Here is a 20,614-nt window from a genome sequence, read left to right as displayed (position 1 = left end):
GCTAAACATAGAGGCACCAACCCGCCCGCCGAAGTACAGGTATGACAGCACTCAGAAAATATGATCGGCTCGAAGCGACGGGCCTGTGGCGCGGCTCGGCTGATGCGCAACGGCGCGAGGTTATCGTGTCGATCGGTGACGCGACTCTGATCATCTCGGACTTGAACGACCGTGCCATTACCCATTGGTCGCTTGCGGCTGTCGAAAAGGCGACGGCGCCTGAGAAGGGGGGTGCAGCTTTTCATCCTGATGGCGATCCCGAAGAGGTACTGGAGCTTGGGTCGGACGAGACGGCGATGATCGACGCCATCGACACATTGCGCCGCGCGGTTGCGCGCGCCCGGCCCCGGCAGGGGCGACTACGTTGGGTGGGTGCTGCGGTATCTGCGTCAGCGGTTGCTGCGCTCGCGATTTTCTGGTTGCCCGGTGCACTTGTGGATCATGCCATGCGCGTCGTGCCCCCCGTGAAGGAGGCCGAGATCGGCGCGGCCCTTCTGGCCCGGATCGAGCGCGTGTCCGGTCAACCCTGCAACAGTATCGAGGCGCGCCCCGGCCTGGTGGCGCTGGCCGGGCGCACCGGGGTGGCACGCGTTGTCGTCCTGCCTGCAGGTGTCCGCGAGGCGTTGGCACTGCCGGGTGGCACCGTGCTTGTGAACCGGACGTTGGTCGAGGATTACGAGGAACCGGATGTCGCGGCAGGCTACATCCTTGTCGAGCAGGTTCGCAGCGCTGAAAAACCCCCTTTGCGCGCGCTGCTGGAACACGCGGGCCCCCGCGCCACGGGCACCTTGCTGACAACCGGGTCACTCCCGCCAAGCGCGCTCGAAGCGTTTGCCGAGGATCAATTGGCCAGCCCGATCGCCGAGATACGTGCCGAAGCACTCTTGTCCACCTTTGCCGCGGCAGAGGTGCGCAGCACACCCTATGCGCGCGCGCGCGACATCTCGGGCGAGGCGACGTTGCAGCTGATCGAAGCGGACCCAATGTCGGGACAGGCGCCAGTTCCGATCATGCTAGACCGGGACTGGCTTCAATTGCAGGCGATCTGCGGAAGCTGAGTGTTACTTGCGCACAAAGGCATCTGAAAATCCGATCGAACGGCTGCGCTGCAATCCGGTCGACAGGTCCTTAGACGATTCAAATGGCCCGGCGAGCACAATCTGGTACGACTTGCCGCCCCGTTTGATCTGTCCAATGCGGGCGGGCAGACCGGCCCGCGCAATCCGTTGCGCTGCTGCCTGTGCGTTGGCGGGCTGGCCAAATGTCCCAACCTGAACATAGCGGCCCTTGATGACCTTCTTAGGTGCCTTGGCTTTCGCCGTTGGCGCCGGGCGTGTGGCCGTGTTCACGACAGGCTTTTCAGCCGAGCGGGTTGATACCACGGGTTGCCGTGTCTTCGCGCGTTTCTTGCGTTGCACCCGCTTCATGATCTGCCCATCACGGCGGATCAGGGTCACGGTGCCCAGATCACGCTCTTGCGTCGCGACATCGACATAAGGGTACACAAGCGGCACGGTTGCCGTGACATCCCGGCCCGTGCGGCGATCGATCAGGCGGCGGGGCACAGTGCGTGTCCAGGCAAGCCGCGTTTGCGCAATCCCGTTCAGTGATTGTTCGGCACGTCTTGGGTTCAGACGGTCATCTTCCCAGACGGGTTTGTATCCTTCAGGAATCCGCGCAGGTCTCTTTGCGAGACGGTTTTCATACACATGGCGCGGGACGACACGTGTTTGTGGTCCAATAGCAGGCTGTGGCGCGGTTGCCGCGATGGATCTGGCTGGTACGCGACGGACAGTCGTTGATGGAACGACGGGTTGTGCAACCGTGGCGGTGCGGGCTGCGGGACCAATCGCCTGTGCGCCGCAGCGGACAGGACCGTATTGTCCTGAGTTGATATAGCTTACGCTCACATTTGATGCGCCGGGACAGGACGGTGCCGCCGCCTGCGCAGTGGTGGTGGGCCTTTGTACCGGTACGGTTGTTTGCGCAGCAGGTGCCTGGGCCCGGGTAGCGGCGGCAGGCGCTGTTGCAACGGGTCGCGTCGGCGATGTCGTTGTAACTGAACGCCGCACGATCACCCGCCGCGTTGGCTGGGCGGGTGGGGTCGGGGCCGCCTGCGTTGTACGCACAGTGGGGCGCGGCGCGGGTGTTGGTTGTGCTGCGGTTGCCGTCTCGGCGGGCGCGAGTGCAATTGTAATCTGTTCGGGTGTTGCCCGCGCGGATTGGTTGGGCGTGACACGCGCCGCTGCGACAGCTTCCGCTGACAAACTTGGGGTCTGTCCGCAAATCAATCGACGCTGCCGATTGACACGGGGCACCCAGGTCACGTTGCCATCAATGCCTGCCCGTACAAACACGCACCCCTGACTGTCGACATATTGCGTGCCCTTGAACGACGCTGGCGGAAACTCGGCTGGCGTCTGTGCATTTCGCAATGATTGGGCATGACCAAAACCGATGGACAACGACGCAGCGATAACAGCCCAGGCTGCAATTCTAGTAATACTCATTATATCCCCCACAAGATATGGGGAATACGATGCCCTAACACCGGGTCTGAGTAAAGCGGCGATGCCCGCTATTTGGTGCCAAACATCCGGTCGCCAGCGTCGCCAAGACCCGGAACAATGTATCCAACGTCGTTGAGCTGGTCATCGACGGCCGCCGTCACGATCGGAACATCCGGGTGCGCGTCTTTCATGCGAGCGATTCCCTCTGGTGCAGCCAGCAAGCATAGAAAGCGGATGTTGGTTGCTCCGGCCTCTTTCAGCTTGTCTATGGCCGCGGCAGACGAGTTGCCGGTGGCCAGCATCGGATCGACCGCGATGACCAGGCGATCTTCCAGCGATTCCGGTACCTTGAAGTAGTATTCGACGGGTTTCAGCGTCTCTTCGTCCCGATAAAGACCCACAAAACCTACTCGGGCCGACGGGATCAGTTCCAGCACCCCATCCAGCAAACCATTGCCGGCCCGCAGGATTGAAATCAGGGCCAGCTTCTTGCCATCCAGTGTCGGCGCGTCCATCGCCTGCATCGGTGTCTCAATACGCTTGGTGGTCATGGGCAACCCGCGCGTCACCTCATAGGCAAGAAGTTGCGAAATTTCGCGTAAAAGCTGCCGGAACACGGCTGTCGGTGTGCCCTTGTCACGCATAATGGTCAGCTTGTGTTGGACAAGCGGGTGATCGACGACGGTCAGATGTTCGGACATTGCGGCAGCTCCTTGATGATACCTTCTTCTGCCCCGACGTAGACATGGGGACAATCCCCTTCATCTTGCCAAGTAAACTTCGGGGTTTGGGGCAGCGCCCCAACGCGCGTCAGCGCCATGAAAATCGCGCGCCGTCAGGCGCTCATTTTGGTGAAATGCCCAAGTGCCGTGCCACCAAATGCGCAACATCCTGAAAGCCAATCAACCCCAGCGGCGCGCCATCCTCACCATGAACCAGAACAGGCACCCGCTCGCGCGTGTGGTCGGTGCCCACCCAAGTGGGGTCATTCCCATGATCGGCGGTCAGAACCATCAGGTCATCGGCGCGCAATTGCGGCAGAAGACGACCAATCTCGGCATCAAACCACTCCAGATGACGGGCATACCCGGAAACATCCCGGCGATGCCCATACAGGCTGTCGAACTCGACAAAGTTTGCAAATATCAGGCTTCCATCCTCGGCCGAGGCAACCAGATCAGCCAAATGGTCCATCAGGTCGGCATCCGCGCCCTTGTGCACCTCGTCAAAGCCCTGCATCGAAAAAATATCGCCGACCTTCCCCACACCATAGACCCGGTGCCCGGCATCCTGCACCCAATTCGTCAGAATGGGGGCGGGCGGCGTGATGGCATAATCACGACGATTGACCGTTCGCTCAAATGCGCCCTCCACACCGACAAAGGGGCGGGCAATCACGCGGCCAACGCGCATCTTATGCAGTACGGGCGCCACGGCTTGGCACAGGTCTAAAAGCCGGTCCAACCCGAAATGCTCTTCATGCGCGGCAATCTGGAACACGCTGTCTGCAGATGTGTAGCAGATGGGTTGGCCAGATCGGATATGCTCGGCACCATGCTCGGCAATGATGGCAGTGCCCGACGCGTGGCAATTGCCCAGTATCCCGTCAACACCGGCAGCAGCACAAACGGCCTCAACCACCTCGTCCGGAAAGGCCGGGCGTGTGTCAGGAAAGTAGTGCCAGTCCCAAGGCACCGGCACACCCGCCAATTCCCAATGACCCGAAGGTGTATCTTTGCCCTGCGACACCTCCGTCGCAGCACCCCACGCGCCCGACCGCGCGTCCTGCCCATTGGCAAGGGCCATGGCCTCAAACAACCCAAGCGCCTGCAGATGCGGCACATCCAACGCTCCGCTGCGGCCATCTTCCGCACGCCCTGCGGCACAGGCTTCGGCAATATGACCAACCGTATTGGCGCCCGTGTCCGGCACATCCCCATTGAAATATGCAGCCGCGTCAGGTGCCCCGCCAATCCCGACGGAGTCCATGACGATGAGGAACGCGCGCGGCATCAGCCGATCCGCTCTGCGATCAGGTCCGGCACATCCCGCGCTTGCCTGCCGATAGTGATGGCCCTGCGCACCGCGGCCTCGGCACGATCCGCATCCGCCGGACGCGCCGCGTGGATGACGCACAGAGGCTGCCCCTTGGACAGTTTGCTGCCCAACCGGGCCACGTCAGACAGGCCAACGGCCGGGTTGATCACGTCCCCTTCGGCCTTGCGCCCACCGCCTAGATCGACAACGGCCAAACCCAGCGCCTCGCCATCAATGGCGCAGACATGTCCCGGGGCCCGCGCGTTGATTTCACGAATGACGGTCGCTTCCGGCAGGAACCTGGACCAGTTCTCGACAAACTGTAGCGGTCCGCCCATTGCGGCGATCATGGTCCCAAACCGTTCCGCCGCACGCCCATCTGAAATAGCGGCGACAATGGCATCTGCGCCCGCCTGCACGTCGTCGACCAAGCCGCCATTGGTCAGAAGTACACCACCTAACGCGGCTGAAATCTCGACCAGCGGCCCCTGTGCCGGGCCGGTCAGGGTGCGCATGGCCTCTGCCACCTCAAGGGCGTTGCCAAGAGCCGGGGCAAGGGGCTGCGACATGTCCGTGATCAGCGCCGTGGTCTTACACCCGGCGGCATTGGCCGTCTTCACCAGCGCATCGGCAAGGGCGCGCGCGGCTTCCGCATCTTTCATGAAGGCGCCGGACCCCACCTTGACGTCCAGTACAAGCCCATCAAGGCCAGCGGCGAGCTTTTTCGACAGAATGGACGCGGTGATCAGGTCCATGCTTTCGACCGTGGCGGTCACATCGCGCACCGCGTACAGACGTTTGTCTGCAGGGGCGACCTTGGCCGTTGCACCAACGATGGCGCAACCTGCCTTGGTCAACACGTCCCGCAACCGCTGCTCGCTCAGCTCGGTGGATACGCCCGGGATGGCGTCCAATTTGTCCAAAGTACCGCCTGTGTGACCCAACCCGCGCCCCGAGATCATCGGAACGTAGGCCCCACAGGCCGCAAGGGCAGGGGCCAGCACAAGGCTCACGCAATCGCCCACCCCACCGGTCGAATGCTTGTCGAGGACCGGACCATCCAGATCCCAGTCCAGTACCTGCCCACTGTCGCGCATCGCCATAGTTAATGCGACCCTGCCCACATCGCCCAGGCCATTCAGACAAACAGCCATGGCAAAGGCCCCGGCCTGCGCATCGGTAACGGTGCCATCGGCCAGCCCTTCGGCAAACCAGCTCAGTTCCTCACGCGATGGGGTTTGACGTTGGCGAAGTTTGGCAATGATGGATCGTGCGTCAGTCATGCATCGCCATCCATGTGGGCGGCAACAAAAGCGCCAGGCAGCAGCTCGGCCAGGGTCATCACGTGTTCGACGCCGCCTGTGGTCGCCATGGTGACACGGACATCGCCTGCGCCAAACTCTGCCAACTTCTGACGGCACCCCCCGCAGGGCGTGACCGGCATGGGGCTACCCGCTACGACATAGGCTTCGGCGATAGCGCCCTGGCCCGCCGCCACCATGGCCGCAATGGCCCCGGCTTCGGCACATGTGCCCTCGGGATAGGCGACATTCTCCACATTGCAGCCGATAAAAACGGTACCATCCGCCGCGCGCACCGCGGCCCCTACCTTGAAATTCGAATAGGGCGCATGCGCGTTTTCCCGCACTGCCAGCGCCGCCTGCTTCAACTCGTCCATAAGCTTCCTCGTTTCGGAGCCCTGACACTAAACAAGCGTTCCAAAGTTGGCTACCGATTAAAGAAGAACAAAAAACCACGGGCCTCCGCCAGCGTCCAGTACCATGATCACGCGAGCCTCCGCTACTCCATGCGCGTACGGGACGCCCCGGGCAAAGACACCTCTAGCAACTCGATATCATCGGACAGGTTGCTGTAGCGTGTGGCCATATCAGGTGGGATAACAAAGGCATCCCCTGCCTCCAACGCATGTTGATCACGTCCTTCGCCCTCCAGCACCATCGTCCCTTCCAGCACAAAGGTGAACAGGATGTCACTGTCATGTCTGGTCCAAACTGTGTCGCCGCGCCCCTTGCGCGCCACCTGAACGCCCGCAACGTCCGCCGTGCCCGCCGCGATCCCGGTATCGCGGACGTCCAGCCCCGGCATACGGAACGGCCCCCACACCGCATCCCTTACCTTGTGATGCACAAAGGATTGACCCTGGAATCGCCGATCCGGGTTCGCAGGGCCATTGGGTAGTTCCATGTCATGATCAATGGTGGTGACATGTTCAGCAGGCACGCCGATCTCGATCACCTCGATATTGTTGCTTGCATAAAGCACACGATGCCGAATCTCGGGTGGTTGGATCACGCAGCATCCCTCCACCAATCGAAACGGCTCCCCCTGATCCTCGTACACAAGGTCCACCCAGCCCCGATAACAATAGATCAGCTGAAACCCGACGGTGTGATAATGCACCATGTCCGGCACCGGCCCGCCATCAGGAATGCGGATGTGGCTTGCGATGATCGACCCACCCAGCCGATCCGGTATCAAATCACGGTAGTGCATGCCCGCCCGCCCGATGATCCACGGGGCTTGATCGGCCAGACGCCGCACGACAAACCCATGCACTGTCTCCGGCATCACGAGGGGTGGGTTCAGATCGTCAATCTCGACACGGGTGCCATTCGGAGCTGTCAGAACACGCTGACCGTCCGCAAATCCATCCGGGTCATCGGTCAGAATGCGCAGCGTTCCGGGCTGCTCACTGGCCTCGGCCTCGATCCGCACCCGCAGCCCATGTCCGGAAAAGACTGCCACCGACGGATCATCCGCAGGATAGATCATGTCCATCCGCATGCCCAACATCTTGGTAAAAAACGGGATATCGTCCCGCAAGTTCTGCGTCGGCAACCGTATCTCGGCGCGTACCTCTGCCATCTCAATCCCCTTCACTTTGCCAAATAAACTCCGGGGGAATTGCGAATGCAATGGGGGCAGAGCCCCCTTAAAAATGACTTGCGCGCAGGGCTCCGCTGGATCACGTTTTTTCCATGTGATCAAACGTCAATTGGCGGCTCAGCAAAAATAGTTTAACGCTAAACCAAATTCGAAGGCCCAGAAGGGGATTCCATGTCTGATACACCGAACCTGCGCGACGCGGCACTTGCCTACCACGAATTCCCCAAACCCGGAAAACTTGAAATCCGCGCGACAAAGCCGATGGCGAACGGCCGAGACCTCGCGCGCGCCTATTCCCCCGGCGTGGCCGAAGCCTGCCTCGAGATCAAGGAAGACGCCGCCAACGCCGCCCGCTTCACGGCACGCGGCAACCTTGTGGCGGTTGTCTCCAACGGCTCAGCTGTTCTGGGGCTGGGCAATATCGGCGCGCTGGCCTCCAAACCGGTGATGGAGGGCAAAGCGGTGCTCTTCAAGAAATTCGCCTCCATCGACTGCTTCGATATCGAGGTGAATGAAAGCGATCCGGAGAAACTCGCTGACATCGTCTGCGCGCTTGAACCCACTTTCGGCGCCATCAATCTCGAGGACATCAAGGCGCCCGAGTGTTTCGTGGTTGAAAGGCTTTGTCGCGAACGCATGAACATCCCTGTCTTTCACGATGACCAGCACGGCACCGCCATCGTGGTGGGCGCAGCGGCCAAGAACGCACTGCACGTGGCGGGTAAAAACTTCGAAGACATCAAGATCGTCAGCACCGGCGGTGGGGCAGCAGGTATTGCCTGCCTCAACATGCTGCTGAAAATGGGTGTGAAGCGCGAAAACATCTGGCTTTGCGACATCCACGGCCTCGTCTACGAGGGTCGGACCGAAGATATGAACCCGGCCAAAGCCGCCTTTGCCCAAAAGACCGACAAGCGCACGCTCAATGAAGTGATCGATGACGCGGACCTGTTCCTTGGCCTTTCCGGCCCCGGCGTCTTGAAACCCGAACACGTTCAGAAAATGGCAAAGCAGCCCATCATTTTCGCGCTGGCCAACCCAACCCCCGAAATCCTGCCCGACGATGCGCGCAGCGTTGCCCCAGATGCGATCATCGCCACGGGCCGCAGCGACTTTCCCAATCAGGTCAACAACGTCCTCTGCTTCCCCTTCATCTTCCGTGGCGCGCTCGACGTGGGCGCCACTACGATCAACGACGAGATGCAACTGGCCTGCATCGACGGTATCGCCGCACTCGCCCGCGCCACCACGAGTGCCGAGGCGGCAGCAGCCTACCAAGGTGAACAGCTCAACTTTGGCGTAGACTACCTGATCCCCAAACCCTTCGATCCGCGCCTTGTCGGTATCGTCAGTTCCGCGGTTGCCAAAGCGGCAATGGAGACGGGCGTTGCCACCCGACCCATCGAGGACCTCGATGCCTACAAAACCTCGCTTGACGGGTCTGTTTTTAAATCCGCCCTTCTCATGCGCCCCGTGTTCGAAGCGGCCCGCGTTACCTCGCGCCGCATCGTGTTCGCAGAAGGCGAAGAAGAACGCGTGCTGCGGGCTGCCCAGGCGATGGTCGAGGAAACCACCGAACGGCCCATCCTGATTGGACGTCCCGAAGTGATAGAGGCACGGATTGCCCGCGCAGGCCTCACGATCAAGATTGGCGATACGGTCGACCTCGTGAACCCCGAGAATGACCCGCGCTACCGCGACTACTGGGGCACCTATCACGAGCTGATGTGCCGTCGCGGCGTCACACCCGATCTTGCCCGCGCCATCATGCGCACCAATTCCACTGCCATCGGTGCGGTCATGGTCCACCGTGAGGAAGCCGATAGCATGATCTGCGGCACGTTCGGCGAATTCCGCTGGCATCTCAATTACGTGCAGCACGTGCTTGGCCGCGACTCCTATCACCCCGTGGGTGCGCTCAGCATGATGATCCTCGAAGACGGGCCGCTTTTCGTGGCGGATACGCAGGTGCATCTGCATCCCAATCCAGACGAGATCGCAGAAATCGCCATCGGTGCCGCGCGCCACGTGCGCCGCTTCGGCATCGAACCGAAAATCGCCTTCTGCTCGCAAAGCCAGTTCGGCAACCAGGGCGACGGCTCCGGCTGGCGCCTGCGCGAAGCGATCCGGATGCTCGACGCACAGAACCACGACTTCTGCTACGAGGGCGAAATGAACATCGACACGGCGCTTGATCCCGAGCTGCGCCAGCGTCTGTTCCCGGGCAGCCGGTTGGAAGGGGCCGCCAACGTGCTGATCTTCGCCCACGCCGACGCCGCTTCGGGCGTCCGGAACATTCTCAAGATGAAGGGCGGCGGGCTCGAGGTTGGTCCGATCCTGATGGGCATGGGCAACCGCGCCCACATCGTGCCACCGTCCATCACGGCACGCGGATTGCTGAACATGTCAGCCGTGGCCGGCACGCCGGTGGCGCATTACGGCTAAAAATTAACCAATTCAGCCTGAAAAAACGGCGCAACCCGCAGGTGTATTTCAGCATCTTGCATCCTATCTGTATCCGAGTGGATAGACTGGGGTGATCACGATGCGCGCAATTCTTGTATTGGCTCTATTGGCAGGTGCGGGCTGCGCCGAGGTGGTCAGCGAAACCCGCGGGACCTACACCGAATTCGGGCGCACATACCCGTCGGTGACGCGAGTGTATCAGAATGATGATGGCAGCACCTATTCACGGACCACGATCATCTCGGGGGCCGAGCGCGTGACCTGTATCACCGGTGACAGGCGTGACTGCCGCACGGCACTGATCGACACAGTCAACCGGGACCGCGACGGAGAACCCTGACGCCGCCCAACCTGCAACCCTTCCGAAAGGAGACATTGATGCGAACGATCGTTTCTGTCCTGACGTTGCTCACAGCTGCCGCCTGTACTGAAATCACGGCGGAACGCGAGGGGACATTTGAATATCGCGGCGATACACTCCGCGCCGTGACCCGCGACTATTCGGCAAATGGCCGGACATTCACCAAGCGCGTCATCTATGATGGCAACCGGAGCGTCAGCTGCTCGGCCACCGATGATCTGGATTGCCGTGGGGCGATTTCCTACGAGCGTCTGGACAGCAACGACTGATATTTACGCCTGCCTGCGTGCCATTCTGCCACAGTTGGCGCTCTCAGCCCTTGCCCCCGACACTTGTCGCCGCGTAACCCTGCGGAGGACTATGACGGAGGAGTATGGGCCATGGGTTACAGGGCGGAATATGACAGTTGGAAAGCGGACCCCGAGGGGTGGTGGATGCAGGCGGCGGAAGCCATCGACTGGGTCAAGGCACCAACCAAGGCGCTCAGCCAACGCGGTGAACACCTCTATGACTGGTTTGCCGACGCGCAGGTAAACACCTGCTGGAACGCGGTTGACCGGCATGTCGAAGCCGGGCGAGGTGATCAGGCGGCCATCATCTATGACAGCCCCATCACCGGAACCAAATCAAAAACCACCTATGCCCAGTTGCTAGCGCAAGTGGCCTCCGTCGCCGGTGCATTGGCGCACAAGGGGATCACGGCAGGTGATCGCGTCATTATCTATATGCCCATGGTGCCCGAAGCGCTGGTGGCCATGCTGGCCTGCGCGCGGCTTGGGGCGGTCCATTCGGTTGTGTTCGGCGGCTTTGCGGCCAACGAACTGGCGGTGCGTATCGACGATTGCGCACCCAAGGCCATCATTGCTGCATCCTGCGGGCTCGAACCCGGGCGGATCGTGGAATACAAACCACTTCTCGACGGTGCGATCGACCTCGCCGATCATACCCCGGACTTCTGTCTGATCCTGCAACGCGAACAATCGCCCTGTGCTCTCGGGCCCCGGGATTTAGATTGGCATGATGCGCAACAGGGCGTGCCTCCGGCCGACTGCGTCCCGGTCGCGGGCGACCACCCAGCCTATATCCTCTACACCTCCGGGACCACTGGCGCACCCAAGGGCGTTGTGCGTCCGACCGCCGGTCATCTTGTGGCGCTGAACTGGACGATGAAGAACATCTACCAGATGAACCCGGGCGAGGTGTTCTGGGCCGCATCCGACGTGGGCTGGGTCGTGGGGCATTCCTATATCTGTTACGCGCCGCTCATTCATGGCAACACCACCGTCGTGTTCGAAGGCAAACCCATCGGCACCCCCGACGCGGGCACGTTCTGGCGCGTGATCGCCGAATATGATGTCAAATCCTTCTTCACCGCCCCCACGGCCATTCGCGCCGTCAAACGCGAAGACCCCAAGGGCGAATATCGCGCGAAATACGACCTCAGCGGGTTGCGTGCGCTCTACCTTGCCGGAGAACGGGCGGATCCCGACACCATCGAATGGGCGCAGGACCTGCTGGACGTGCCTGTGTACGACCACTGGTGGCAAACCGAAACAGGCTACACCATCGCGGGCAACCCCGCCGGGCTCGAAGCACTGCCGGTCAAGATCGGCTCGCCGACCGTCGCCATGCCCGGCTACGACGTGCAAATCCTCGACGATGCGGGCCACCCCGTTGCTGCCGGAGACCTCGGCGCCATTGCCATCAAGCTGCCTTTGCCACCCGGCACGCTGCCCACGCTCTGGAATGCCGAAGAGCGCTTTGTGAAAAGCTATTTGCACGCCTTCCCCGGCTACTACGAAACGGGGGATGCGGGCATGATGGACGATGACGGTTACCTCTACATCATGGCGCGCACCGATGACGTGATCAACGTGGCAGGCCACCGCCTGTCCACGGGGGCCATGGAGGAGGTTCTCGCCGGTCACCCCGACGTGGCCGAGTGTGCCGTGATTGGCGTGACGGACCAGCTCAAGGGGCAATCCCCCGTGGGCCTTCTCTGCCTGACCAATGGTGTGAACCGGCCACATACCGAGATCGTGGGCGAATGCGTCAAACGCGTCCGCGACCAGATCGGCCCTGTTGCCGCCTTCAAGCAGGCCATCGTGGTGGATCGCCTGCCCAAGACACGGTCGGGCAAGATCCTGCGGGGCACGGTGGTCAAGATCGCGGACAATCAGGACTACAAGATGCCTGCGACCATCGACGATCCCGCCATTCTGGACGAGATCAAGGATGCACTGCAAACCATCGGTTACGCCAAAGGTTAAACCGAGGCGGAGGACACCTCCGCCTTATATGCTGTGCCATTCGAAGCTTCGGTCCGAAGAGCTGATAGACCTGCTTGGACATGGAATGCGAACTCCCTGCGCCCGTCCCAAACCAAGCGGGACTTGGCGCAGGAGCCACTGTACTTTGCCAAGACCTCTGGAGTGTTCTCATTCATCGCCTGATAGGCAGAAATATGCGCCGCTGACGTCATGTATCAGATTGTAGCATTCCTCTGCGTTGCTACTGGTTGATTTTGAGCGTGTGCAGGCACCCGCCGCCTTGGCCGCCTGCCGTGCGTCGGCTGTATCAACGACTTTGATGCACGGCACCCACAAAGCGCGATCATTTGCTGGGGATATGCCCGGCAGATGACGGGCCACTGCCGTGCCGGACGGTCCGGATATCACGCCGCCAATCCGTTCCGTCTCGTGGTGCTGCGGGCTCAGTGCCCAGTTGAAGATCTGTGAGTAGAAGTGCGCTGGAAATGCCGCCGCACCGGACAGATAAATCTCGAGACCGAATTGCTGGTGAGGTACCGGGAAACCGTGCTGAGACTGTGAGATGCCGATCAGAGCGCCCAAAGGATCACGTATCAGCGCATTTCGCCCAACACCGGGCACGTCAAACGGCGGGCGAACAATTTCACCTCCAAGCGGTTCCACGGCTTCGGCTGCAGAGTCCATCTTAGGAACCTCGACATAGGCGATCCAGCCATCTGACATTCCGTTGGGTGTTTCGATGAAACCGGCCCCGGCTTCATTCGCCAACATGGCCAGGACGAAGTCTGTCTGACCGCCACCCCATGCAAAATCGGCGGCATGTTCGATCGCAAAGGACCACCCGGCGACATGTTGGAAAAAAGCCATTGAACGTTGTGGGTCCGCCGAAAAGAGATCGTGCCACACGATCTGGCCTGACGTGTCATGAGGCATTTGACTACCTCCTCTTGCTTTTCTGTTTTGTAATCTCACGCACCATTTTCCCGAATGCCTTATCCTTTGCCCGGCGTTCGGAAAGGCTGGCGGAGTTGAATGCGTCTTCTGCCATGAGCTTGCGCCAACGTCCAAGTCGCGCTACGTCGATCTCGTTGTTTTCTATCGCTTGCAAAACAGCGCACCCGGGTTCCGTTTCATGTTTGCAATCGTTGAATCGGCATTGCGCCGACAGATCGCTGATATCAGAGAAAACGTCCTGGATGCCGGATGCCGCGTCCGTAAGTTGCAGCTCGCGCATTCCGGGGGTGTCCAAAACCAGACATCCGTCCGGTGTTGCAAAGAGCTGTCGTTGCGTTGTGGTATGCCTGCCCTTGGCATCATCTTCACGAATGGATTGGGTCCTGATCAACCCTGTCTGCAACAGCGCATTGGTCAAGGTTGATTTGCCAACGCCGGACGACCCCAAGAATGCAATTGTCGCGCCTGGTTTGCACCATGGCGCCAGCCCTGATCGCGGCGCCTCGCCCCTGGCGTCCAGCGCGACCACCGTCACATCCGTGGAAATAGTCCCGGCCGTGTCAATGTAGTGTTGATGATCCGATGTGAGATCGGTCTTTGTCAGGACGATAACAGGCGTGATCTGCGCCTCGAAGGCGAGGGCGATGTATCGTTCAAGCCGCGCGATGTTGAAATCCTGGTTGCAAGACGTAACGACAAACACTGTATCAACATTTGCAGCAATCAACTGCTCTCGCCGATCGGTCCCGGGCGCGCGCCGCTTGATCAAGCTCTTACGCTGCAGCATGCGACTGCATTTCGGGTGCTCGCGATCAAACATCAACCAGTCGCCAACGGTGATGTCCTCTGGTGGTGGTATCATCTCATCAATACCGTCACCAAGAACGTGCAAGGCGTTCCGGTGGACTTCAACGACCCGCACCGGCGGCCTCTGCGCCAATTCGTCTACATCGGTTTGCTGGGCAAAGAACGACTGCCAGCCCAGCGCGTTAAGAGGGGAGAGACGCTGTTTCGGGGCGTCCAAGCCTGATGGCTGCGAAAGAAAATGTGAATAGTCACGTGTCATTACGGAGGACTTTCATGTCTCGGTCATGCTGGGGCATGAATTCAAACGGTAAGGAAAAAGGGTACGCACATATCAGCCTCGCCAAGGAATGACGAAGGAAATCAGTGGCTGATTTTGCATCGGGAGGACTGTTGCCTCCCCACCTTACCGGGACATGAAATCTCCATTTCGATGCCTTCGATCTAAGGGGGTATCTTGGGCTTTGCAACTGTTTGCATGGAAGAAGGCGGTTGGCATCGTTGATGCGCGTTGGGGGACAGGGTCTAAGTACAGGGCTGACCCTAAGCGGTGTCCGAATGTCATTGTCAGGTGCCGACGTTTCGTTGCGAGGCGCTGCTGTTTTTCGCTTTATCAAGGGCTTAGCTTGGCGCCGTTGATATGCAAGAAACGCAAGGCACGTATGATGTTTAACCGCTTGAAGGGTGTTTTTTTCGCGCCTAAATGAGCAGCACAACGCTGACAGGATCAGCACAAACTATCGAAAAAAGGACTGCTGCAATGGCTGCTTTCGACACCACCCGTCCCGCATATGGCGCTGCACCTGTTGCAGGCCAATTCAACGGCTTGTTTTCCAAACTGGTTGCCCAAGTGGCGGCCTGGAACCATGCCCGTGTGACCCGCAACGCCCTGAACGCCCTGACTGACCGTGAGCTCGAAGACATCGGCCTGGTCCGCGGCGACATCGATGACGTGGCAAACAGCCACTAAGACGTTCCAAAACCTCCCCTTTGGGCGCGCTCTGACATGAGCGAAAGCCGCGGGCCTGAGATAAGGCGCCGCGGCTTTTCTTTGGAGCGGCGTTTGATCAGTCTACGAGGGGATCAAGGAAGCCAGAGATGAACCGTGTCGTTGGGTCGATCTGCATCAAGTAAGCGCCAGCCTGTTGTATCTGACCGCCCTGCTGCAATTTTGCGACGCGCTCATTGTAGGTGATGTCACCCAACGAGGCGAGCATGAGTGCCTTGAACACGAAGAACCCGGCCACAAGCCCAAGCAGACCCCTGAGAGGGAAGCCGCGCCCGACTCGCCGCTTGGGCTTGATGACGATCAGCCCGTCATCCCGCATTTTCGTGGTGTAACCATTTCCCATTGCCGCATGTTTGCGGCCAAGTGTGGTCAATCGCACTTCAAAATTCTGACGAGTTTCAACCATGGCAGCCTCGTTAACGTCGAAATGGCCCCCACCTGTTTCGATGAAGAAGGTGCGCCCCAATTATGGCAAAATCTGGGCAAATGCGTCAAAAGCCGCTAAAAAACCTGACGAATTATGGCTTTTTGCGCAGAGTGAGGGTGGTCCATTCGCCAATCTCTTCCCTATGCGCCAGACTGTTTCCGTGGTCGATATAATGCGCTGCCACCTCGTCGGCCTGTTCGTTAAGGATTCCGGACAGAATCGCGTGCCCATCCGGGGCGAGGCGGACGCTCAGATCGGGCGCCAGCGCGATCAACGGTCCTTTGAGGATGTTGGCAAAGATCAAATCAAATTGGACTGACAGGTCGGGGTGGTCGAAGCCTGCGGCTTCCGCCAACTTGACCTTTGTCTCCATCCCGTTGGCCTGCAGGTTGGCCCGGGCAACATCCACGGCCTGCGCATCTATATCACTGGCAATGATGTCAGCGTCCCAGATTGCTGCGGCACCCATGGCCAGCACTGCTGTACCGCAGCCAATATCGGCCACGCGGTCGGCCTGAACACCACTGTTCGCCAACCGATCAAGCGCCTTGAGGCAACCCAGTGTCGTGCCGTGATGCCCGGTGCCAAAAGCCATCGCCGCCTCGATCAACAATGGGTGCTTGCCTTCTGGCACCTTGTCCGCGTCATGAGAGCCATAGACAAAGAAACGGCCGGCCTCGACCGGCGCCAACTCGCGCTTCACATGGGCGACCCAATCGGTTTCGGGCAACTCCGACACCGTGAACGGTTTTGCGCCAAGCGCCGTCGTCAGCAGCAAAAGGGCTGTATCGTCGGGCTGGTCAGTGAAATAGCCCCCAACCTCCCACAGACCGCTGTCATCCTCGACCTCGAACACCCCGATGCCCGTTGGCTCGGGCGTCATGTTTTCAAGAGCAGCGCCAAGGGCATCGGCCTGCGCCTTGCCATGCAGCGTGGTGAGGGCGGTCCATGTGGTCATGTCGGTCTCCGTCTGTTGCCGGAGCCTTAGCGTCCAGGGGGACCAGCAGCAAGTGGCCCGCTATTCCGCCGGGGCGGGCAGCGGCGGGGCAAGCCGGGTTTCGTGGCCGGGGACCGGGTGACGCGGGATCAAAAGCGCAAGGCAAAGCGACGTTGCTGCCATGCCCGAGGCCAGCAGGAACACTGCGCCCGGCGATAACAGCCACAAAAGGCCCAGCGGAACGGGCAGGCCAACTGCAGCGATGTGATTGATGGTAAACGCGACCGCAGCCGTTGGCGCTATGTCCGCTGGATCGGCGATCTTCTGGAAGTAGGTCTTCAGCGCCAGTGCCAGCCCGAAAAAGATATGGTCGAGCACATAAAGCGTTGCGGCGATCATCAGCCCCCAGCCCATGAAATAGACGCCGCCATAGGCCAGGAACACGCAGACCAGACCGGTGTACTCGAACACCAGCGCCCTTTGTTCGCCAAAGCGGGCCACGATGCGACCCAGAACAGGGGCAACCAGAATGTTGACCATCAGGTTGATGAGGTAGAGCGCGGTCAACTCGTGCACTTCGAATCCGAATTTCTCGACCATCATGAAGCCCGCAAAGACCATGAAAATCTGCCGCCGGGCACCCGACATGAATTGCAGCGCGTAGTACAGCCAATAGCGCTTGCGCAGCACAAAGGTCTTGAGTTGCGGGGTTGGCGCTTCGAACTGGGGGTATGCCAGCATGGCAAAGACCGCGATCGCTGCCGTGATCCCGCCACCGACCATGTAGACAATATTGTACGTCAGGCCCAGCGGCTCCCACAGGACCTTGATTACGAAATAGACAAGGAAAGTGGCTGTCGATCCAGCAGCCAGAAGCCAGCCCAGCATCTGCGGGGCCCGATCCTTGGGCAGCCATTGCAACTGCAGCGACTGGTTGACCGTTTCATAGTAGTGAAAGCCGATCGAACTGATGAAAGTCAGGGCCAGAATACCGCCCATCGACGGAAACTGGGCCGTCAGGGCCGTGGCCAACCCCAGCATTGTGAGCGAGATCAGCCCAAGCACCTGCTCGCGCATGAAGATGATGACGACGATGACGCCCACCGCCAGGAAGCCGGGGATCTCGCGGATGGCGTGAAGCAATCCGATATCGGCCCCATCGAAGTTGGCGGCGTCCACAACGAAGTTGTTCAAAAGCGCCAGCCATACCGAGAACCCAATCGGCATGGCAAATGCCATCAGGAACAAGAGCGCCGTGGGGCGGCGCCATGCGGGCAATGCGCGCGCGTCTTCGAGGGTGATGTTTTGCGCCATGCGATGCCATTACGTGTTTTGCATCGTATTTGCGAGAGCAGCCTGTGCACATCAGACTGTGCAGAGACGATGCGTATTTTGTGCCGTGCGCCGCCACCGGCTGCTTCCGGCGCGATCATCTGCTATACAGGGCCATACGCAAGTGCTGTTTGACAAGGTACTGCACTAGTTACGCCAGACAAGCAGTGCTTGCGCCCATTTTTTAAGTTTTTCTTTAGGAGAATTTCCAATGGCCGATGCATCAGCACCCCTTAGCCGCCTGAATTCCAACGTTCACGATCTTTACCAGGATATTGCCTATTTCGCGACGCCACTCAGTGACGTGCATGACGCGTTGAACGAGCTTGAGCGGATCGAAAAAACACCTAAACGGATCAAGGACAAGGTTGGCGAAATCCACAACGTTCTGAAAAATCTGGAAAGGGCCTGCAAGGCGGGCAGTTGGCTGCCCGAGGTCGGGACGGCGGCAAAAACGACCGCCGAAACACTGAATGGCATCAATACGTTCCTTGGAGAGATCGAAACCTTTCTGGGCGAGATTCAACTGGCTGCAGATGACGGCGCTAAAACATTTCTTGATATCAAGGATCCCATCGACAAGTCGTGGGCAGGTATTGCCCAGGTCGAAGGGTTTCTCGAACGAACTGAAACGGTCACCTCGGACTTGCTGGCGCACTATAGCGGCCATGATATCCCGGCATCGGTCAATGCGTGTTCAGAGCGGTTGGGTGACCCGCTTGAAAAGATCGTCAAAACACTCAATGACGCCAAGGATGAAGCCCAGCAAAAGTTGAATACGGCTGAACGGGCCGTTGAAGGCGTTGTGTCTGCGCTGAAACCCGCCGTCAGTTTTTCGGATTTCATTGAAGGTATTTATACCAAACTGGAACCCATCCGAAACGCGATCCACACACTGACCGATGCCGTGGGACGCGCGGCCCACTACGGTGAAACCCAGATTAAGGCCGTTCTTAAGCTGGGTGCGCGGTTGGGCGGCAAGACGTATCGGACCATCAAAGGGCTTCTGGACAAGTTTGATGGCGAAATTCAGAAGATCAAAAAGAAGTTCATCGATTGGGCTTTCAAACCTGTCCGCAACGCGATGAAATCAGTGCGCGATGAAATCCAAAAACAGGTCAATCAGCTTCCAAATCTTGACCCGGCCAAGGCAGCAATGGAGGTAGTTCACGGTCTGCTCGCCCAGATCGACCAAGCCATTGATGGTTTGGCGAGCGAATGTGCTGATCTGTTTTCCGGCAAGAGCCGTCCATGGGGGAGCGGCGCGACTGCAGCGCCCTGAGTTCATGATCTGGAGCACCGTGTCGCGTCCGATCTTGCGTCCACGGATGGCACGCCGATCGCTGATTTTCTGTACGCGCAGGAACCATGGGATCGGTCGGTTTGTAAATGCGCCGCTTTCGGATTGTGCAGCAGACCCAGCCTTGTCACATTAGAGCCATGAAACAGGTGGATGTGCATACAAAGTTTGGCGACCTGACCGTAACCGAGGATGGCGGAGCCGTCATTCGGCTGTCTTGGGGCCGGTCAGAATGCGCGGATCGATCAGATGTCCTGGACACTGCAGTGGCGCAACTGCGCGCCTACGATGCCGGCACATTGGAGGAGTTTGATCTTCCGCTGGAGGTGCGCGGTTCGCAATTGCAGCGCGATGTCTGCGCCGCGATGTCAGACATCCCATACGGCCAAACCGTAACCTATGGCGATATCGCAAAGGCGCTCGGGGTGCCGGCGCAGGCCATCGGCCAGGCCTGTGGTGGCAACCCCATTCCGATCATAATTCCGTGCCACCGTGTCATGGGCGCCAAGGGCCTGACCGGATTTTCGGGGGCAGGCGGGGTCGAGACCAAGGTGGCTCTCCTCCGGCACGAAGGCGGATTTCTGATCTAACGCTGTGGGATCAGTTGCTGGGCGATGCCTGCGAACACCAGGTACAGCGACGTGACCACCAGTCCCCAATGCGCCCAGCTTTCAGGGTGGAAGTCGACCCAGGCTGCCCAACCGGCAAAGAATGTCCACGCCAGCGCCGTGGGCAGGCTCAGCCAACGCCAGCGTTCTGTACGCACGGGATGGATGAACTTTATTGGTAGGAACATGCCCACAGCCAGCACACTGACCAGTGCCAAGGACACCCAGAAATTGGGCTCAAGCGCGAAGATGACCAACACCACCATGTTCCAGCAGCCCGGAAAGCCCGAGAATGAATTGTCCCTCGTCTTCATGCGCGTATCGGCGAAATACATGGCACTTGCAAAGGTGATCAGGATGATGGCCACCCAGCCTGTCCACCCCGCCATGAGGCCCGACGCAAAAAGCGCGAAAGCCGGGATGAACACATAGGTCAGGTAGTCGATGATCAGATCAAGCAGCACGCCGTCGAACTCGGGCGCATTGGTCTTGACGTTGTATTTGCGTGCGAGCGGGCCATCGATGCCGTCGACAAAAAAAGCCACGACAAGCCAGAGGAACATAAGGTCCCATTCCGCCTCCACGGCGGCCAGCATGGCCAGCATTGCGAACACGGCGCCGGTGGCCGTCAGAAGGTGAACGCTCAACGCGCGCATTTGCAGTGTCATATGCCTGTCATGCGGCATGACGCG

General features: G+C 59.7%; 21 protein-coding genes. 8 read left to right on the top strand and 13 right to left on the bottom strand.

What is annotated here, in order from left to right:
• Positions 1–41: 41 nt before the first annotated feature.
• A complete protein-coding gene (locus Q1A75_RS05845; protein ID WP_299550522.1) occupies positions 42–1,058 on the top strand; it encodes a hypothetical protein in 1,017 nt (338 codons plus the stop codon).
• 3 nt (positions 1,059–1,061) lie between these two features.
• Here the strand turns inward: Q1A75_RS05845 and Q1A75_RS05840 are convergent, their stop codons facing one another.
• The 7 genes from Q1A75_RS05840 to Q1A75_RS05810 all read right to left on the bottom strand — a co-directional run bounded on the left by Q1A75_RS05840 (position 1,062) and on the right by Q1A75_RS05810 (position 7,433).
• Positions 1,062–2,510, bottom strand: a complete 1,449-nt coding sequence (locus tag Q1A75_RS05840; protein ID WP_299550524.1) for an SPOR domain-containing protein — start codon at positions 2,508–2,510, stop codon at positions 1,062–1,064.
• A gap of 68 nt (positions 2,511–2,578) precedes the next feature.
• Positions 2,579–3,211: a uracil phosphoribosyltransferase gene (gene upp / locus Q1A75_RS05835; protein WP_299550526.1), complete on the bottom strand. Its 633-nt coding sequence runs from the start codon at positions 3,209–3,211 to the stop codon at positions 2,579–2,581.
• Complete coding sequence (locus Q1A75_RS05830) at positions 3,196–3,330, bottom strand: hypothetical protein (protein ID WP_299550528.1); 135 nt, start codon at positions 3,328–3,330, stop codon at positions 3,196–3,198. Before Q1A75_RS05830 ends, upp begins: the two co-directional genes overlap by 16 nt.
• Positions 3,331–3,353: 23 nt before the next feature.
• Positions 3,354–4,523, bottom strand: a complete 1,170-nt coding sequence (locus Q1A75_RS05825) for a phosphopentomutase (RefSeq protein ID WP_299550530.1) — start codon at positions 4,521–4,523, stop codon at positions 3,354–3,356.
• Positions 4,523–5,830: a thymidine phosphorylase gene (locus Q1A75_RS05820; protein WP_299550532.1), complete on the bottom strand. Its 1,308-nt coding sequence runs from the start codon at positions 5,828–5,830 to the stop codon at positions 4,523–4,525. The genes Q1A75_RS05825 and Q1A75_RS05820 overlap by 1 nt, the downstream gene beginning before the upstream one ends.
• On the bottom strand, positions 5,827–6,225 hold the full coding sequence (locus Q1A75_RS05815; protein WP_299550534.1) for a cytidine deaminase: 399 nt from the start codon (positions 6,223–6,225) through the stop codon (positions 5,827–5,829). Before Q1A75_RS05815 ends, Q1A75_RS05820 begins: the two co-directional genes overlap by 4 nt.
• A gap of 122 nt (positions 6,226–6,347) precedes the next feature.
• Positions 6,348–7,433 (bottom strand): cupin domain-containing protein, encoded by a 1,086-nt coding sequence (locus Q1A75_RS05810; protein ID WP_299550536.1) that lies wholly within the window; start codon positions 7,431–7,433, stop codon positions 6,348–6,350.
• Positions 7,434–7,625: 192 nt separating this feature from the next.
• Here Q1A75_RS05810 and Q1A75_RS05805 point away from each other — a divergent pair, with 192 nt between their 5' ends.
• From Q1A75_RS05805 to Q1A75_RS05790, 4 genes are all read left to right on the top strand, one after another.
• Complete coding sequence (locus Q1A75_RS05805) at positions 7,626–9,899, top strand: NADP-dependent malic enzyme (RefSeq protein ID WP_299550538.1); 2,274 nt, start codon at positions 7,626–7,628, stop codon at positions 9,897–9,899.
• A gap of 100 nt (positions 9,900–9,999) precedes the next feature.
• Entirely contained in the window at positions 10,000–10,260 is a 261-nt protein-coding gene (locus Q1A75_RS05800) for a hypothetical protein (protein WP_299550540.1), read from the top strand.
• A 38-nt stretch (positions 10,261–10,298) separates the two neighbouring features.
• Positions 10,299–10,550, top strand: coding sequence for a hypothetical protein (locus Q1A75_RS05795; protein WP_299550542.1), 252 nt, complete (start codon positions 10,299–10,301; stop codon positions 10,548–10,550).
• A gap of 111 nt (positions 10,551–10,661) precedes the next feature.
• On the top strand, positions 10,662–12,551 hold the full coding sequence (locus Q1A75_RS05790; protein WP_299550544.1) for an AMP-binding protein: 1,890 nt from the start codon (positions 10,662–10,664) through the stop codon (positions 12,549–12,551).
• 168 nt (positions 12,552–12,719) lie between these two features.
• Here Q1A75_RS05790 and Q1A75_RS05785 read toward each other — a convergent pair whose 3' ends face one another.
• Both Q1A75_RS05785 and rsgA read right to left on the bottom strand, forming a co-directional pair.
• Complete coding sequence (locus tag Q1A75_RS05785; RefSeq protein ID WP_299550546.1) at positions 12,720–13,484, bottom strand: VOC family protein; 765 nt, start codon at positions 13,482–13,484, stop codon at positions 12,720–12,722.
• Between the two features lie 4 nt (positions 13,485–13,488).
• Entirely contained in the window at positions 13,489–14,571 is a 1,083-nt protein-coding gene (gene rsgA, locus Q1A75_RS05780; protein ID WP_299550548.1) for a ribosome small subunit-dependent GTPase A, read from the bottom strand.
• Positions 14,572–15,069: 498 nt separating this feature from the next.
• Here rsgA and Q1A75_RS05775 point away from each other — a divergent pair, with 498 nt between their 5' ends.
• A complete protein-coding gene (locus Q1A75_RS05775) occupies positions 15,070–15,279 on the top strand; it encodes a DUF1127 domain-containing protein (RefSeq protein ID WP_299550550.1) in 210 nt (69 codons plus the stop codon).
• Between the two features lie 97 nt (positions 15,280–15,376).
• Here Q1A75_RS05775 and Q1A75_RS05770 read toward each other — a convergent pair whose 3' ends face one another.
• Genes Q1A75_RS05770 through Q1A75_RS05760 form a run of 3 tightly spaced genes read right to left on the bottom strand, consistent with a single transcriptional unit; the run spans position 15,377 to position 17,996 of the window.
• Positions 15,377–15,784: a hypothetical protein gene (locus tag Q1A75_RS05770; RefSeq protein ID WP_299550552.1), complete on the bottom strand. Its 408-nt coding sequence runs from the start codon at positions 15,782–15,784 to the stop codon at positions 15,377–15,379.
• A gap of 52 nt (positions 15,785–15,836) precedes the next feature.
• Complete coding sequence (locus Q1A75_RS05765) at positions 15,837–16,703, bottom strand: 50S ribosomal protein L11 methyltransferase (protein ID WP_299550554.1); 867 nt, start codon at positions 16,701–16,703, stop codon at positions 15,837–15,839.
• Between the two features lie 60 nt (positions 16,704–16,763).
• Positions 16,764–17,996 (bottom strand): MFS transporter, encoded by a 1,233-nt coding sequence (locus tag Q1A75_RS05760; protein WP_299550556.1) that lies wholly within the window; start codon positions 17,994–17,996, stop codon positions 16,764–16,766.
• Between the two features lie 229 nt (positions 17,997–18,225).
• Between Q1A75_RS05760 and Q1A75_RS05755 the strand changes: the two genes are divergently transcribed.
• Positions 18,226–19,296 carry a hypothetical protein gene (locus Q1A75_RS05755; protein ID WP_299550558.1) on the top strand — a complete coding sequence of 357 codons (1,071 nt, stop codon included), beginning with the start codon at positions 18,226–18,228 and terminating at the stop codon, positions 19,294–19,296.
• Between the two features lie 158 nt (positions 19,297–19,454).
• Positions 19,455–19,904 carry a methylated-DNA--[protein]-cysteine S-methyltransferase gene (locus tag Q1A75_RS05750; protein WP_299550560.1) on the top strand — a complete coding sequence of 150 codons (450 nt, stop codon included), beginning with the start codon at positions 19,455–19,457 and terminating at the stop codon, positions 19,902–19,904.
• Here Q1A75_RS05750 and Q1A75_RS05745 read toward each other — a convergent pair.
• Positions 19,901–20,590: a CDP-alcohol phosphatidyltransferase family protein gene (locus Q1A75_RS05745; RefSeq protein WP_299550562.1), complete on the bottom strand. Its 690-nt coding sequence runs from the start codon at positions 20,588–20,590 to the stop codon at positions 19,901–19,903. The genes Q1A75_RS05750 and Q1A75_RS05745 overlap by 4 nt on opposite strands.
• Between the last annotated feature and the right edge of the window lie 24 nt (positions 20,591–20,614).

The organism is uncultured Tateyamaria sp., from assembly GCF_947504105.1.
In the GTDB taxonomy this organism is placed as follows: Bacteria; Pseudomonadota; Alphaproteobacteria; order Rhodobacterales; family Rhodobacteraceae; genus Tateyamaria.
This window is presented reverse-complemented; position numbering and strand designations above follow the sequence as displayed.

Bases quoted from the DNA above. Each gene is read 5' to 3' on its own strand.
- Q1A75_RS05750 (WP_299550560.1), top strand. From the start codon at position 19,455: ATGAAACAGGTGGATGTGCATACAAAGTTTGGCGACCTGACCGTAACC.
- Q1A75_RS05830 (WP_299550528.1), bottom strand. From the start codon at position 3,330: ATGGCGCTGACGCGCGTTGGGGCGCTGCCCCAAACCCCGAAGTTTACT.
- Q1A75_RS05805 (WP_299550538.1), top strand. From the start codon at position 7,626: ATGTCTGATACACCGAACCTGCGCGACGCGGCACTTGCCTACCACGAA.
- Q1A75_RS05785 (WP_299550546.1), bottom strand. From the start codon at position 13,484: ATGCCTCATGACACGTCAGGCCAGATCGTGTGGCACGATCTCTTTTCG.
- Q1A75_RS05845 (WP_299550522.1), top strand. From the start codon at position 42: ATGACAGCACTCAGAAAATATGATCGGCTCGAAGCGACGGGCCTGTGG.
- Q1A75_RS05840 (WP_299550524.1), bottom strand. From the start codon at position 2,510: ATGAGTATTACTAGAATTGCAGCCTGGGCTGTTATCGCTGCGTCGTTG.
- Q1A75_RS05760 (WP_299550556.1), bottom strand. From the start codon at position 17,996: ATGGCGCAAAACATCACCCTCGAAGACGCGCGCGCATTGCCCGCATGG.
- Q1A75_RS05815 (WP_299550534.1), bottom strand. From the start codon at position 6,225: ATGGACGAGTTGAAGCAGGCGGCGCTGGCAGTGCGGGAAAACGCGCAT.
- Q1A75_RS05775 (WP_299550550.1), top strand. From the start codon at position 15,070: ATGGCTGCTTTCGACACCACCCGTCCCGCATATGGCGCTGCACCTGTT.
- upp (WP_299550526.1), bottom strand. From the start codon at position 3,211: ATGTCCGAACATCTGACCGTCGTCGATCACCCGCTTGTCCAACACAAG.
- Q1A75_RS05800 (WP_299550540.1), top strand. From the start codon at position 10,000: ATGCGCGCAATTCTTGTATTGGCTCTATTGGCAGGTGCGGGCTGCGCC.
- Q1A75_RS05825 (WP_299550530.1), bottom strand. From the start codon at position 4,523: ATGCCGCGCGCGTTCCTCATCGTCATGGACTCCGTCGGGATTGGCGGG.
- Q1A75_RS05795 (WP_299550542.1), top strand. From the start codon at position 10,299: ATGCGAACGATCGTTTCTGTCCTGACGTTGCTCACAGCTGCCGCCTGT.
- Q1A75_RS05755 (WP_299550558.1), top strand. From the start codon at position 18,226: ATGGCCGATGCATCAGCACCCCTTAGCCGCCTGAATTCCAACGTTCAC.
- Q1A75_RS05820 (WP_299550532.1), bottom strand. From the start codon at position 5,830: ATGACTGACGCACGATCCATCATTGCCAAACTTCGCCAACGTCAAACC.
- Q1A75_RS05765 (WP_299550554.1), bottom strand. From the start codon at position 16,703: ATGACCACATGGACCGCCCTCACCACGCTGCATGGCAAGGCGCAGGCC.
- rsgA (WP_299550548.1), bottom strand. From the start codon at position 14,571: ATGACACGTGACTATTCACATTTTCTTTCGCAGCCATCAGGCTTGGAC.
- Q1A75_RS05745 (WP_299550562.1), bottom strand. From the start codon at position 20,590: ATGACACTGCAAATGCGCGCGTTGAGCGTTCACCTTCTGACGGCCACC.
- Q1A75_RS05810 (WP_299550536.1), bottom strand. From the start codon at position 7,433: ATGGCAGAGGTACGCGCCGAGATACGGTTGCCGACGCAGAACTTGCGG.
- Q1A75_RS05790 (WP_299550544.1), top strand. From the start codon at position 10,662: ATGGGTTACAGGGCGGAATATGACAGTTGGAAAGCGGACCCCGAGGGG.